This window comes from Streptomyces niveiscabiei, assembly GCF_001419795.1.
Classification (GTDB): domain Bacteria; phylum Actinomycetota; class Actinomycetes; order Streptomycetales; family Streptomycetaceae; genus Streptomyces; species Streptomyces niveiscabiei.
In genome coordinates this window covers 1-13167 of sequence record NZ_LIRL01000208.1, presented here as the reverse complement: position 1 = coordinate 13167, position 13167 = coordinate 1, and the positions used below count along the sequence as shown (strand labels likewise).

General features: G+C 71.0%; 13 protein-coding genes and 1 pseudogene. 10 read left to right on the top strand and 4 right to left on the bottom strand.

Going from position 1 to position 13167, the window contains the following annotated elements; translation table 11 throughout:
- Positions 1-304: 304 nt before the first annotated feature.
- On the bottom strand, positions 305-634 hold the full coding sequence (locus tag AOK24_RS11810) for a hypothetical protein (protein ID WP_055720018.1): 330 nt from the start codon (positions 632-634) through the stop codon (positions 305-307).
- A 369-nt stretch (positions 635-1003) separates the two neighbouring features.
- On the opposite strand from AOK24_RS11810, the gene AOK24_RS11805 reads away from it, so the two are divergent.
- From AOK24_RS11805 to dmpG, 3 genes are read left to right on the top strand one after another with little or no spacing between them, the layout of a single operon-like run.
- A complete protein-coding gene (locus tag AOK24_RS11805; protein WP_240553829.1) occupies positions 1004-1840 on the top strand; it encodes a 2-keto-4-pentenoate hydratase in 837 nt (278 codons plus the stop codon).
- Complete coding sequence (locus AOK24_RS11800) at positions 1837-2775, top strand: acetaldehyde dehydrogenase (acetylating) (RefSeq protein ID WP_055720017.1); 939 nt, start codon at positions 1837-1839, stop codon at positions 2773-2775. Before AOK24_RS11805 ends, AOK24_RS11800 begins: the two co-directional genes overlap by 4 nt.
- A gap of 2 nt (positions 2776-2777) precedes the next feature.
- The gene (gene dmpG, locus AOK24_RS11795) at positions 2778-3797 is read left to right on the top strand and encodes a 4-hydroxy-2-oxovalerate aldolase (protein ID WP_055720016.1); all 1020 of its coding nucleotides are present in this window, start codon (positions 2778-2780) and stop codon (positions 3795-3797) included.
- A 32-nt stretch (positions 3798-3829) separates the two neighbouring features.
- Here the strand turns inward: dmpG and AOK24_RS11790 are convergent.
- Positions 3830-4339 (bottom strand): annotated as a pseudogene (locus AOK24_RS11790) (transposase family protein); the annotation flags it as partial.
- Between the two features lie 123 nt (positions 4340-4462).
- Positions 4463-4900 carry a MarR family winged helix-turn-helix transcriptional regulator gene (locus tag AOK24_RS11785; protein WP_240553827.1) on the bottom strand — a complete coding sequence of 146 codons (438 nt, stop codon included), beginning with the start codon at positions 4898-4900 and terminating at the stop codon, positions 4463-4465.
- Between the two features lie 256 nt (positions 4901-5156).
- On the opposite strand from AOK24_RS11785, the gene AOK24_RS11780 reads away from it, so the two are divergent.
- The 5 genes from AOK24_RS11780 (at position 5157) to AOK24_RS11760 (ending at position 11308) form a co-directional block, all read left to right on the top strand.
- Entirely contained in the window at positions 5157-5999 is an 843-nt protein-coding gene (locus tag AOK24_RS11780; RefSeq protein ID WP_420876663.1) for an FMN-dependent NADH-azoreductase, read from the top strand.
- Positions 6000-6142: 143 nt separating this feature from the next.
- Positions 6143-6907 (top strand): IclR family transcriptional regulator, encoded by a 765-nt coding sequence (locus AOK24_RS11775; protein ID WP_055720012.1) that lies wholly within the window; start codon positions 6143-6145, stop codon positions 6905-6907.
- Positions 6908-7758: 851 nt separating this feature from the next.
- Positions 7759-9498: an FAD-dependent monooxygenase gene (locus AOK24_RS11770; protein WP_055720011.1), complete on the top strand. Its 1740-nt coding sequence runs from the start codon at positions 7759-7761 to the stop codon at positions 9496-9498.
- Positions 9499-9526: 28 nt separating this feature from the next.
- Positions 9527-10414, top strand: coding sequence for a VOC family protein (locus AOK24_RS11765; RefSeq protein WP_055720010.1), 888 nt, complete (start codon positions 9527-9529; stop codon positions 10412-10414).
- 27 nt (positions 10415-10441) lie between these two features.
- Positions 10442-11308 carry an alpha/beta fold hydrolase gene (locus tag AOK24_RS11760; RefSeq protein ID WP_055720009.1) on the top strand — a complete coding sequence of 289 codons (867 nt, stop codon included), beginning with the start codon at positions 10442-10444 and terminating at the stop codon, positions 11306-11308.
- Here AOK24_RS11760 and AOK24_RS11755 read toward each other — a convergent pair.
- A complete protein-coding gene (locus tag AOK24_RS11755; RefSeq protein WP_055720008.1) occupies positions 11292-11831 on the bottom strand; it encodes a WD40 repeat domain-containing protein in 540 nt (179 codons plus the stop codon). The two genes, AOK24_RS11760 and AOK24_RS11755, sit on opposite strands and share 17 nt — an antisense overlap.
- 96 nt (positions 11832-11927) lie before the next feature.
- Here AOK24_RS11755 and AOK24_RS11750 point away from each other — a divergent pair, with 96 nt between their 5' ends.
- Together AOK24_RS11750 and AOK24_RS11745 are read left to right on the top strand one after the other, a co-directional pair.
- Entirely contained in the window at positions 11928-12395 is a 468-nt protein-coding gene (locus AOK24_RS11750) for a hypothetical protein (protein WP_055720007.1), read from the top strand.
- A 159-nt stretch (positions 12396-12554) separates the two neighbouring features.
- Positions 12555-13167 (top strand): DNA polymerase Y family protein (locus AOK24_RS11745; RefSeq protein ID WP_420876662.1); only part of this gene is annotated, 613 nt, incomplete at its 3' end.

Here is a 13167-nt window from a genome sequence, read left to right as displayed (position 1 = left end):
CCCCCACCGGCTACGAACTCCACCCGTGGGCCGACCTCAGACCCCCCGGCACCCCGCCCGCGCTCCAGAACCGGACCTTCCACCACGCGAGCCCGGGGTCGGCGGGATGACGTACGGAGACCGGCCCGGCAGCGGGCGTCAGCACGGGCGGCAACCCCACCCGCCGATGGCCCCGCTCGCCCGAGAACGGGTGGCGGTCGCCGCTGGTCACGGCGGCGGCCGGCAACCGCTGCCCCGGGAGCGGTCGCAGCCACGCCGATGGCGGTTCAGCCCGGAGCACCCGAACCCGCCGCGGCACGACCGCTCACCCGAGCCCGGCGATCGCCCGGGTGACGTCGGGAAGGCGGAGGTACGACGCGACGCGATGGAAGTCGACCGAATGGATCGGCGCCTCTCCATCGGTGTCCACCCCGGCGAACTTCGTCGACAGCCACCGGGGGATCGCGACGATGTCGCCCGCATCCGCCAGGTTGACCCATCGCCGGCCCCGGGGTGGCCGCTGCCCGAGGCCGCCTCGGGGCGCGGGGCACAGCCGCTCGAAGACGACGGACGGCAGGCCGAGCGGCGAGCCGAGGGTCACCAGCAGGTCGACGTCGGGGCCGGGCCGCGACCACAGCGCCTCGTACGCGATCACCGAGCCGAGCGAGGCGGAGCGCCGTCAGCTAGCGCGCGGGGTGGTGTACCGGGCAGCGGGGGTCGGGCGGCTGCCGCCCGGTCAGCAGGTTCGGCGTTCAGGAAGGCGCCGAGGGCAGTGGGTTGGTTCTCCAGGCCGGGGATGCAGATCGTCGCTCCTGTCGCACTGCGAGCGGAAGCCGTCTTGGGTGGCGCAACCGCCGGAGTGGGGGGAAAGGGCCTCGCTGCCACCACGCAGCCGGGCCCCGCAGCGGCAGCCGCCGGCACCGCCCACGGTGTTCCGCGTCCCGGAACAAAGAGTGGCCCATCGCGGTGGTGATGTCTAAACCGGTGTACAACCGCCGCTTCCGCTTCCCTCTGGAGGTACCCCGTGTCGACCAGGCTCGACAACGCAAGCCCGGACACCCTGCCACCAGCGGTGGTCAAGGCAGCCGACCTGCTGGCGGAAGCTGCCCGCACCGGGGCCTCCTGTCCGCCAGTGCGAACGCTGTTCGACGAAGGCGGCGATCTGGAGACCGCGTACGCCGTGCAGCAGCTGAATGTCCGGCGCGCCCAGGCCGCCGGCCGCCGGATCGTGGGCCGCAAGATCGGCCTCACTTCGGTGTCCGTGCAACGCCAACTGGGCGTGGACCAGCCCGATTTCGGGGCGCTGTTCGCCGACACGGCGGTGGCCGACGGCGGCCGGGTGCCGCCCGGACGGTTGCTACAGCCCAAGGTGGAGGCCGAGGTCGCGCTGGTGCTCGGCCGTGATCTGCCGCACCGCGAGTGCACCGTGGTGGACGTGCTGCGCGCGGTCGACTTCGCACTTCCCGCTCTGGAGATCGTGGACAGCCGGGTACAGGGGTGGGACATCACCCTCGTCGACACGGTCGCCGACAACGCCTCCTGCGGCCTGTATGTCCTCGGCGGCACCCCGCTGTCGCTCACCGGCGTCGATCTGCGTGCGGTGACGATGACCATGACACGGAACGGCGAAACCGTCTCGGAGGGCGTCGGTGCCGACTGTCTCGGCAGCCCGCTCAACGCGGCCGTCTGGCTTGCCTCCGCCCTGGCCGAGCGGGGCGACCCGCTGCGCGCCGGAGACCTGGTGCTCACCGGAGCCCTGGGGCCGGTCGTACCCGCCGTCCCCGGTGACCGGTTCGAGGCGTCCATCAGTCACCTGGGCACCGTAGGTGTCGAGTTCACGAGTGAGAAGAACGAAGCATGAGCGCACGAACCAAGGTCGCCGTCATCGGCTCGGGCAACATCGGCACCGACCTGATGATCAAGGTGCTGCGCCTGTCGGAGACCCTCGACATCGCGGCGATGGCCGGCATCGACCCGGACTCCGACGGCCTGGCCCGCGCCCGCCGCCTGAAGGTGGCCACGACCCACGAGGGCGTCGAAGGACTCGTCCGGCTGGACGAGTTCGCGGACGTCGAGATCGTCTTCGACGCCACCTCGGCCGGCGCACACCGGCACCACGAGGACATACTGCGCCCGCTCGGCCGCACCCTCGTCGACCTCACTCCGGCCGCGATCGGCCCGTACGTGGTGCCGCCGGTCAACGGTGACGTCCACATCGGCGCCCCGAACGTCAACATGGTCACCTGCGGCGGCCAGGCCACCATCCCGGTCGTCGCCGCGGTCGACTCCGTCACCCCCGTGCACTACGCCGAGATCGTCGCCTCCATCTCGTCCCGCTCCGCCGGCCCCGGCACCCGGGCGAACATCGACGAGTTCACCGAGACCACCGCCTCCGCCGTCGAGCGGGTCGGCGGCGCCCGGCGCGGCAAGGCGATCATCATCCTCAACCCGGCGGAACCCCCGCTGATCATGCGGGACACCGTGCACTGCCTGGTCTCCGACTGCGCCACCGAGTCCGTCACGGCATCGGTCGAGGAGATGGTCGCGCGTGTGCAGGAGTACGTGCCCGGCTACCGGCTCAAGCAGAAGGTGCAGTTCGCGAAGGTGGCGGCCGACGACCCGCTGCGCACCCTCGCCCCCGGCGCGGGCGAGGTCCTCAAGGTCTCGGTCTTCCTGGAGGTCGAGGGCGCCGCCGACTACCTCCCGGCCTACGCCGGAAACCTCGACATCATGACCTCGGCCGCGCTGCGCACCGCGGAACGCATGGCCGCACACCGTTCCACGGAGGTGGCCTGAAGATGACCCGCCTGTACGTCCAGGACGTCACCCTGCGGGACGGCATGCACGCCGTCCGCCACCGCTACACCGTCGACCAGGCCGCTACGATCGCCGCCGCCCTGGACGCCGCCGGGGTGGCCGCGATCGAGATCGCCCACGGCGACGGACTGTCCGGCTCCAGCATCAACTACGGCGTCGGCGCGCACACGGACTGGGAGTGGATCGAGACGGTGGTGGGCGCCGTACGCCGTGCCGCCCCCACCACTCTTCTCCTGCCCGGCATCGGAACGGTCCACGACCTCAAGCAGGCGCACTCCCTGGGCATCCGCTCGGTGCGCGTCGCCACGCACTGCACCGAGGCCGACATCTCCGCCCAGCACATCGCCGCAGCCCGCGAACTGGGCATGGACGTCGCCGGGTTCCTGATGATGTCCCACATGGCCGAGCCCGCCGAACTCGCCCGCCAGGCGCGGCTCATGGAGTCGTACGGCGCGCACTGCGTGTACGTCACCGACTCCGGCGGCCGGCTCACCATGGACGGCGTCCGCGACCGCGTCCGCGCCTACCGCGACGCCCTCGACCCGGCCACCGAACTCGGCATCCACGCCCACCACAACCTCGCCCTGGGCGTGGCCAACACCGTCGTCGCCGTCGAGCACGGCGTCACCCGCGTCGACGCCTCCCTCGCCGGCCAGGGAGCGGGGGCGGGCAACTGCCCCCTGGAGGCGTTCGTCGCGGTCGCCGACCTGATGGGCTGGGAGCACGGCTGCGACCTGTTCCCGCTGATGGACGCCGCCGACGACCTCGTACGACCACTCCAGGACCGCGAGGTACGGGTGGACCGCGAGACGCTCACCCTCGGCTATGCGGGCGTGTACTCCAGCTTCCTGCGCCACGCCGAGACCGCCGCCGCGCGCTACGGCCTGGACACCCGCAGCATCCTCGTCGAGGCCGGCCGGCGGCGCATGGTCGGCGGTCAGGAGGACATGATCAGCGACATCGCACTGGATCTGTCCGCGCAGGCGGACACCGCGTCCTAGACGCGCGGAGCCGGTGTGCCGACGGCGCACCGGCCGCTCCCGCACGCACAGGGAGGGAGACGGAAGGCGCAAGACCCAGCTGCTGTTGGGGGGCGTGCGCCGAGCAGGCACTTGCCGTCCACCGCGATCGTCCGGCGCCTTGGGCGCGCCGGACCGGCCTGGGCGGCAGCCTGGTGGGCCCGGCGCTGTTCGCGCTCCGGGCCGCCGTCGGGCATCGGCGGCGCGGGATGCGCGCGCTCGTTGGGAAGCAGGGATGCCAGGTAGGCGAACTGGGCCGCGTTGAGCTCGGCGGGATCGAGGCGTCCGAGCGCGCTGCGCAGGGTCTTCTCGCTCGGCATCCGGTAGCGGCCCAGGACCGGGTGGTAGGGCAGGTCGAAGGCAGCAAGATCCTCGGGGCACCACTGGGCTGCCGTGGTGATCGAGTCGTGGCCCGCGGGCGTCATCGCGCAGACCCCCAAGGCCAACAGGGAGGAGAGCCGGTAGCGCACCCCGCCGGCTCCACGCGGATCCGTGAGCGACTCGAACGCGGCGACCAGGCTGCGCCATGAGTACCAGGTAGGCGCGTGATCCTCCGGGCAGTGCCTTCGAGGCGCCGACGGCAGCCGGGTCCAGCGCCGCCGCTTGTGCTGCCTGGCAGTTGTCTCCAGGAAGGAGCAGCACGGACCTCAGTCTTTGGCCGTGCTTCGCTGGGCGGTGAGCGCAACTTGGGTCAGGAGGTCTCGGAACTGGGCCCGTTGTTCTTCGCTCAGCTCCGTGAGCAGTCGTGCTTCAGCGGCTGCGACATCGGTTCGCATGCGCTGTAGTTGTGATCGGCCTTCGTCCGAGAGGATCACGTGGCGGGCGCGCCGGTCCTGCGGATTGGGGCGTCTGGACAGCAGGCCCTGTCCCTCGAGGTCGTCGAGTAGGTAGGTCATCACCGTTCGGTCGAGGCCGACCTGGCCGGCCAGTTCGAGTTGCGTGGGGGGTTTGTCCCCGGCCTCGGCCAATGCCACGAGCACCAGGTAGGCGCGTGATCCTCCGGGCAGCGTCTCCGAGGCGTCGGCCGCAGCGCGCCGAAGCGCTCCCGAGATCATGCGAATGGCCCAGACCAGGTCGTTGTCCAAGGCAAGAGGCGTGGCGCTTTCGCTCGCTCGGCAGCGGGGTTCAGAGGACATCGCATTACCGTAGCACCTTTCAGCATAGCGACAGATAGTCTTGTGTACAGATCATCTTGTCGACATGGCTTTCTGGGAAGCGGCGATGGCGCCGCCCGCTTCACGGTCGTCGGCCTGGCGGATTCCGACCGGATTCAGCAGCCGACTGCGGACGCCGGCACCCCGTTTCTGCTGGTAGCAGCCTTGATGTCCGGAGTGGTGGGGGATGCCCGTGACGGTACGCCCGGCCCCTTGGTGCAGGCGTGAAGCGCGGCCCCGGCGGCCGGTCGGGATCCGGCTGGGGTTCGTCGCGAGCCGCCGGCGTCCACATCAGGCCGGGCTGTCGGCCGGACCACTTTTCTTGCCAGCAGATGTTCTGCTGTGCATACTATCTACATCGCAGCCGAACTATGGAGGTACCGCCACCATGAACCTGTTCCGTCTCGACGCAAGCATCCGAACCGAAGGATCCGTGAGCCGCGCCCTCGCCGACACCGCCGAGCAGACATGGCTCACCGAACACCCCGGCGGGGTGGTGACCCGGCGCGACCTCGGGTTCCACCCGCTGCCCGGGGACGCGTGGACCGCGCTCGCCCACGAAGTCGTCAACCCGGCCGCACCCGCCCCTGCCGAAGCGCACGAGCTCCTCGACCGCCTCGGCGCCGAACTCCTAGCCGCCGACGCATTCCTGTTCGCGGTGCCGATGTACAACTGGAACGTCCCGGAACAGGTCAAGACCTGGATCGACCTGATCCTCAAGCACGACCAGGTAGGGATACACGGCGACCAGCCCCTCAAGGGCAAGCCCGCGCTGCTGACCCTGAGCCGGGGCGGCGGCTACGGACCCGGCACCCCCAAGGAAGGCTGGGACCACGCCACGCCCTACCTGCGCACGATCCTCGCCGACGTCCTGGGCCTCGACCTCCAGATCGCCGAGGCGGAACTGACCCACGCCTTCTGGAACCCGGAGATGGCACACCTGCGGGAGCTTGCCGAGGAGTCGATGAAGACGGGGTACGAGCAGGCCGCCGAACACGGACTGCGCATCGCCAAGCTGAGCGGGGTCTGACCGCCCCAGGGCCTGTCTCGTAGATCACCGAGGGCTGCGCGCACCCCCACGCGGCACCACGCGGACGGCCGCTCGCCACAGCACTGCTCTGCGAGACAGACCCTGGAACGATCGTTCTCAAGGCGTTCTCGAAAGGACTGCACATGGGCATTGGAGCCGCGGTGCGGGAGACGGCCGTTCCGTCGTCGGTCGTGCAGAAGGCGTTCGATCTGCTGCAAGTGTTCCGTAACGGACGCGTGTTGACGCTGAGTGAGGTGGCGCGCCGCGCCGGTCTGCCGAAGTCGACGGCCTACCGCGTCCTCGGGATGCTCGTCCAGGTGGGGGCGGTCGAACATGAGGGCACCGGCTACCGGATCGCGTTCCGGATGATGGCCCTCGGTGCGGCGTCGCCCGAAGGAGCGGTCCGCAATGTCGCGCTTCCGTACCTGCTGGATCTGCACCGGGCCGTCGGGCACACCATCCATCTGTGCGTCCTGCGCGGCCCGGAGGTCGTCTACGTGGAGAAGCTGTACACGCCGCGGGCGCGGTTGTTCGCCACGGAGGTCGGGATGGTTCTGCCCGCTCACTGCACGAGTGTGGGCAAGGCTCTGCTGGCCTACACGGACCCGGATCTGGCGGAGACGACCACCACGGGCCGGCTGCGCGCGCTCACCGCGGCCTCGGTGCGGGATCCGGCGCTGCTCCGCCGTGAGCTGCGACGTGTCCGGCAGCGTGGGGTCGCCACCGATGTCGAGGAGGCGGCGCCCGGACGGTCGTGCGTGGCCATGCCGATCGTCCTCGGCGGCGAGGCGGTGGCGGCGGTGTCGATCGGTTTCCCCACCGAACAGGGGCCGGCCGATGTGTTCGTGCCACCCCTGCGGCGGACGGTGTCGTCGATCGGCAGGGCACTGCCCGGTCTCCTGGCGTGACGGAGGCGACCGCCGGGCGGCGCTCCTCCGCAAGCGAAGCCGACATGAACGCCGCCGAGCAAGGCCCCTGCCCACACCGCGATCTTCGAGCGGATCGAGGACTGGCACAACGTACGCAGAACGCCTACCTCGTCGCACTACACCCGACGAGTCAACTTGAGAGGAATACCGATGCATAGGCCGAACATTCGCTCCAGGGTGGTCACCCTGGGCGTCATAGCAGCGGGCGTCGTCGCGTTCAGCGCTACGACCGCTCTCCCCGCCAACGCGGCAACCAGGTACTGGACGGTCCAAGGGACCGGACAAACGCCCGCCGCAGCCAAGAAGAACGCCGACAACAAGTGCACCAGGGCCGGGGGCCACCCCGACCCATGGGCAGGCTACGTACAGACCTCCGGCGGCTGGACCGCGACCGAGCAATGCTCCGCATAGGGTCACGGTTCACATCGGAGATGCCCGGTGGAGCGAGCCAAACCGCAGACGACGATTCGCCGAGGCGCCAGGTTCTGTAGCCCGCACACCCGGCATCTTCCTCACCCGCACTGATCGCACGCGGAATCCACACACAGAACGGCACTTGACCCGCGTAACCGCAGGTCAAGTGCCGTTTTGCTCATGCCGCGGCCCGACTCGCGGCGGAGCGGTCGTGCCGGTTCCCGGAACCTGCGTATGGCCGGCAGAACGATGTGCCGGTTCCCGGAACACCCGCTTCGTCGGCGCGGTCCCGCGCCTTAGCGTTTCCAACGCCACCAGCTCAGTCGGCGCCCCGATCGGCGCGCCGCTCTATGAGGAGGAGACGAGTGGCCACCGATGCCTTTCCCTCCCCGGCCCAAGCTCCGGAACGAGCCCCCGTGCTGATCGTGGGCGCCGGGCCCGCGGGCCTCACCACCGCACTCGCGCTGGGCCGCATGGGCGTGCGCAGCATCGTCCTCACCCGCCACCTGGGGCTCGCGCACACACCGCGTGCCCACATCACCAACCAGCGCACGCTGGAGATCCTCGCCGACCTCGGCGTCGAGGAGGAGGCGCGGGCGCGGGGCCGGGTGCTCGAAGAGATGCCGTACACCGTGTTCCTCATGTCGATGGAGGGCCCGGAGGTCGCCCGTACGACCGCGTGGGGCGCGGGCCTGAAGGACCAGACCCGGTACCGGCGGGCGAGCCGGCACCTGCCGCTGAATCTCTTCCAGCACGAGCTGGAGCCGGTCCTGGCCCGGGCCGCCCTCGCCACGGGCATGGTCGACCTGCGCTACGGCCACGAGTTCCTCGGCCTCACGCAGGACGACGGCGGCGTCGACGCCACGATCGTCGAACGGCGGTCGGGACACGAGTACACCGTCCGCGCGGACTACCTGGTCGGCGCCGACGGAGCGAAGGGCCGGGTGCTGAGCCAGATCGGCCTGTCGGTGCGCGGTGAAACGGACCTGGCCCCCCAGGCGTTCGCGTGGATCAAGGCGGACCTGACCCGCTACGTGGCCCACCGCCCCGGCGCGCTCTACTGGGCCGTCGACCCCGACTACGCGACGTGGACCATGATCAACGGCTTCGACGAATGGGTGGCCGGGTGGTCGGTGCCGCGTGGCCACGTGCCGGACCACGACGAGGTCGTGGCCAGGATCCGGCACTCCGTCGGCGATCCGCGTCTCGCCGTCGAGATCAAGGCGGTGAGCACCTGGTCGATCAGCCACGCCGCGGCGGACCAGTACTCCGTGGGCCGGGTCTTCTGCATGGGCGACGCCGTCCACCGGCACCCTCCGACGAACGGGCTGGGCAGCAACACCTCGATCGCCGACGGCTACAACCTCGCCTGGAAACTGCGTCTGGTGCTGACCGGAGTGGCCGACGCCTCGCTGCTCGACACGTACTCCGGCGAACGCGCCCCGGTCGGGCGTCAGATCGTCGACCGCGCGTTCACCTCCGTGGGCCAGGTCCACAGCATCGGTGCCACCATCGGGCTCCGGCCGGAGACGACTCAGGCCGAGAAGTGGGCCACGGTCCGTGCGCTCGACGACGCCACGGAGGAGGGAGCTCGCAGGCGCGCCGCGCTCGCCGAAGCGATGCGGCTCATGGACTACAACTTCAACGCCCACGGCGTCGAACTCGGTTACCGCTACGCCGTCCCAGCGGCACACGACGACACGGGCGAGGACCGCGGCACCGTCGACGAGCTGGAGTACCGGCCCTCCACGGCGCCGGGGGAGCACCTGCCCCACGCCTGGGTGGAGTTCAACCGCCGTCGTATGTCCACGGTGGACCTGGTCGGGCAGGGCCGGTTCACGCTGATCACCGGCCGGCGCGGCGCGGCGTGGGCGGAGGCCGTGGACCGCGCGTCGGCGCTGTACGGCCTGCCCATCGTCGTCCGCGTGATCGGGTCGGACCGCGCCTACCGGGATCCGCTCGGTGAATGGGCGAGCGTGCGCGGCATCGAGGACGACGGCTGCCTGCTCGTCCGCCCCGACGGACACATCGCGTGGCGCGCCCGCTCCGGCCCCGATCCGGACGGCCTTCTCGACGCCGTCGCCCGCACGCTCGGGATTCCCGCCCCCCGAGACGGCCGGGCCGCCGGAAAGACCTTCGCTACCACAGCTCACTGACCATCCCCGACAACCTGAGGAGAAACACATGAGCCGCCTCACATCGCTGGGCTATGTCGTGGTCCGCGGTTCACTCGACGAGTGGACCCGATTCGCCACCAAGACCATCGGCGCACAGCCCGCGCCGTCCGCCGCGGGCGAACTGCGCCTGCGACTCGATGAGTACGCGTACCGCATCCTCATCGTGGACGGCGAGCCCGCGGGCCCCGCGTCCCTGGTGGCACTGGGCTTCACCGTCCCGGACGCGGCCGCGCTCGCCGATCTGGAAACCCACCTCGCCTCCCGTGGCATCACGGTCCGCGAGGACGAGGAACTGCGAGCCCGCCGGGGCGTCGAGGGACTGCTGGTCTTCTCCGACCCCGAAGGCAACACGATCGAGGCCGTCCACGGCCTGCCGCTCGCCGGCACCCCGTTCACCTCCCCGCTGGGCTCCCGTTTCGTCACCGGTGATCTGGGGATCGGGCACGCCTTCATGAACAGTTCGGGTGACGCACGCGAGGCGGCCGAGTTCTACCAGCGTGAGCTGGGATTCAGGCTGAGCGACACGATTTCGATGGCCGAGCTCGGAGTGGAGGGGGACGGCTATTTCCTGCACTGCAACCCCCGCCATCACTCCATCGGCTTCGGCCGCGGCATCGGCCCCACCCCGGGCATCGATCACCTCATGCTCGAAGTCTCCGACCTCACCACCGTCGGCCGCGTCATGAACATGATCAACGACGATCCCGACCACATCATCGTCACGCTGGGCGAGCACACGAACGACCACATGACCTCGTTCTACGTGACCACGCCGTCGGGCTTCCAGATCGAGTACGGCTGTAACGGTCTGGTGGTCGACGACGACACGTGGCAGGTCGCCCACTACGAAACGATCAGCAGCTGGGGCCACAAGTACATCGCGGCCGACGCCTGAGCCGCCACCCGGAACGAAGGAAAAGCCATGCCCGCAACCGAGGCCCTGACGGAATCGGCGACCAGCAAGTACGTGCAGACGGCCAAGTGGAAGCTGCACTACAACGAGGCCGGTGACGGCCACCCCCTGATCCTGCTGCACGGCGGGGGAGCCGGCGCCGGCGGCTGGAGCAACTACGCCCGCAACATCCCCGCCCTGGCGCGCCACTACCGTGTGATCGCCTTCGACATGCCCGGCTGGGGCAAGAGCGACACCGCCGTGCCGGGCGACCGCGACCACGTGGAGGCGCTGGAACTGGCCCTGGACGCCCTCGGACTGGACCGGGTCGCCATCGTCGGCAACTCGCTGGGCGGAAGGACGGCACTCCGGTTCGCGGCGCACCATCCCGAGCGCGTCAGCCACCTGATCCCGATGGGCGCCCCCGCCCCGGGGGTCAACGTGCTCGGCCCGCCCAACGACAGGACGGACGGAATCCTCCCCTTGGTGCGCGCCTACTTCGACCCGTCGCCGGAGAACTTCCAGGCGATGGTCGCGGCATTCGCGTACGACCCGGCGCTCGCCGAGGACGCCGACCTCGCCCGCCGACGGTCTGAAGCCGCCCTCGCCCGCCCCGACCACCTGGAGAACATGAGGCTCTCGCTGCCCAGCGGGGACCTCAACGGCCCGCCGCAGCTGTTCCAGGCCCTGCCGCCGCTGCTGGCCGAGCTCACCGTGCCCACGCTGATCGTGCAAGGGCGGAACGACCGCGCCGTCCACTTCGAGAACGCGCTGCGGTTGATGGCGATGATCCCGTCCTCCCGGCTGTACCTCATCAACAACTGCGGCCACTGGGCGCAGATGGAACACTCCGAGGAGTTCAACCGCGTCGTGCACGAGTTCATCTCGGCACACTGACCCCCTCGGAGCGGGCGGCCCACACGATCGTCCGGGCCGCCCGCTCCTGCCGGAACCACGGCCGGTGCCCTGAAACCGACTGAGCCGTCGAACCACCGGGCACACCGAGACGCTGCGGATGCGGATGAAGCCGATGGCGCGGATGAAGCCGATGAGTCACCCCGCACCGTGCATGGCCCGTGGTGGGTCCGTACTCCGCCTGGACGCCGGCGAGCACGGGCGCGCCGTCCACCAGCAGACCACGCCAGACCGCCCGGTGGGCGTCGCCGTCGAGCAGGTCCCACATCCAGACGAGGCCGCCGTGCCCCGCTCCCGCGATGACCGGCCGGCCGTCCATCCGGAGCACGTCGACGGAGTACACCCGTTCCTGGTCGTCACCGGGCGACCGGTAGTCGGCGAGGGGCTCTCCCGACGCGAGGTCGTGCAGCCGTACGCCGTCCCGGGGGCTCCCGGTCACCGCCACCGGGTGCCGGTCGATCGTGGTCACCGCGATGTCGGTGATCCGGAGAGCCCCGTGCCGCATCCACGCCGTCCGCGACCCGGTGCGGGCCGGCGGTAGAGGTCGCCGAGATGGCCGCCGCTGAGCACCACCGGATGCCCGTCGACCCGGGTCAGGGCGATGGACTCGACGCCGATCCGGTGGCCGGGAGACGGATCGGCCGGGCTCGGGTCCGACGGTGACAGGTCGGCCACCCGGAGGGCGCCGTCGTCGCACGCCGCGGTGACGCTGATGTACGGCCACGCGGTGCTCGTGGCCGGCGACGGCAGCGGCGCCGTGACCGTACGGGACCTGAGCGGCGGCGGCCGACGGTACGAGCTGCTGCGCGTCGGGGTCGCCCGGGGCTGGGTGGGCGATCTGGCCACCGCCGCGCAGGTCGGTGACCTGACACGTGCCGCCGGGGTCCGCGTCTCCGTACCGGCCGCTGTGGGTCGCGTGGACGAGGACGGGGAGATCGCCGATCTCGCCGATCTACACGGAGCAGACCCGCTCCGCCGGCGCCTGGACCGCCGGTCCGACGGGCGCCCCGGTGTCGAGGTCGCGGACGAGAATCCCCGGCCCCTCGTCGACCGCAGGGTCACCTGGTAGCCGAGCTCGTCGAGCACCGCAGCGGCGCGATCCGCCCAGTCACCGGCCTCGGGCAACGGCGGCCAGGCTGCGGAGTCGATCACCCCCTCCGCGTCGGGTGCGGTCGCGTTGTTCGAATTGTGTTCGATAGGGTGGCGAGAGGAAGGGAGGTGGCGCCGGATGATCCTCTGTCTCTGCTTCACCCCCCGACCCGCCCAGGAGTACGGCCGGCTCCTCGATGTCCTCGGTGAGTTCACGCCCGTCGTCCAGACCCTGCCGCCGGACGTCGTGCTCGCCGACGTGACGGGAAGTGTCCGGTACTTCGGCCGGGACGCCGTCGCGCTGGCCGGGGTGATCCGGATGCGGGCCCTCGCTCTGCTCGACGTCGACGCGACGATCGGCGTCGCGGTGAACCCCCTGCTCGCGAGGCTGGCGGCCCGGCGTCCGGCGTCCGGGGCGATCCGGGTCGTCCCCGACGACGTGGCCGCCTTCCTCGCCGGGCTGCCGGCCGCCGCGTTCCCGGGCGTCGGCCCGGCGACGGCCCGCACCCTCGCCTCGTACGGCCTGTCGACCGCCGCCGAGATCGCAGCGACGCCCCTGCCCACCCTCCAGCGCATCCTGGGCGCGGCGGCCGGCCGCCGGCTCCACGAGCACGCCCACGGCATCGACCCGACACGGGTCGCGCCGGACGCCCCGCCCGCCACGGTCGCCGTCGAACACGGCTTCCCCCGCGACGAGTTGGACCCCGTCCGGCAGCGCGACGCCCTGACCCACCTCGCCGACCGGCTGGGCG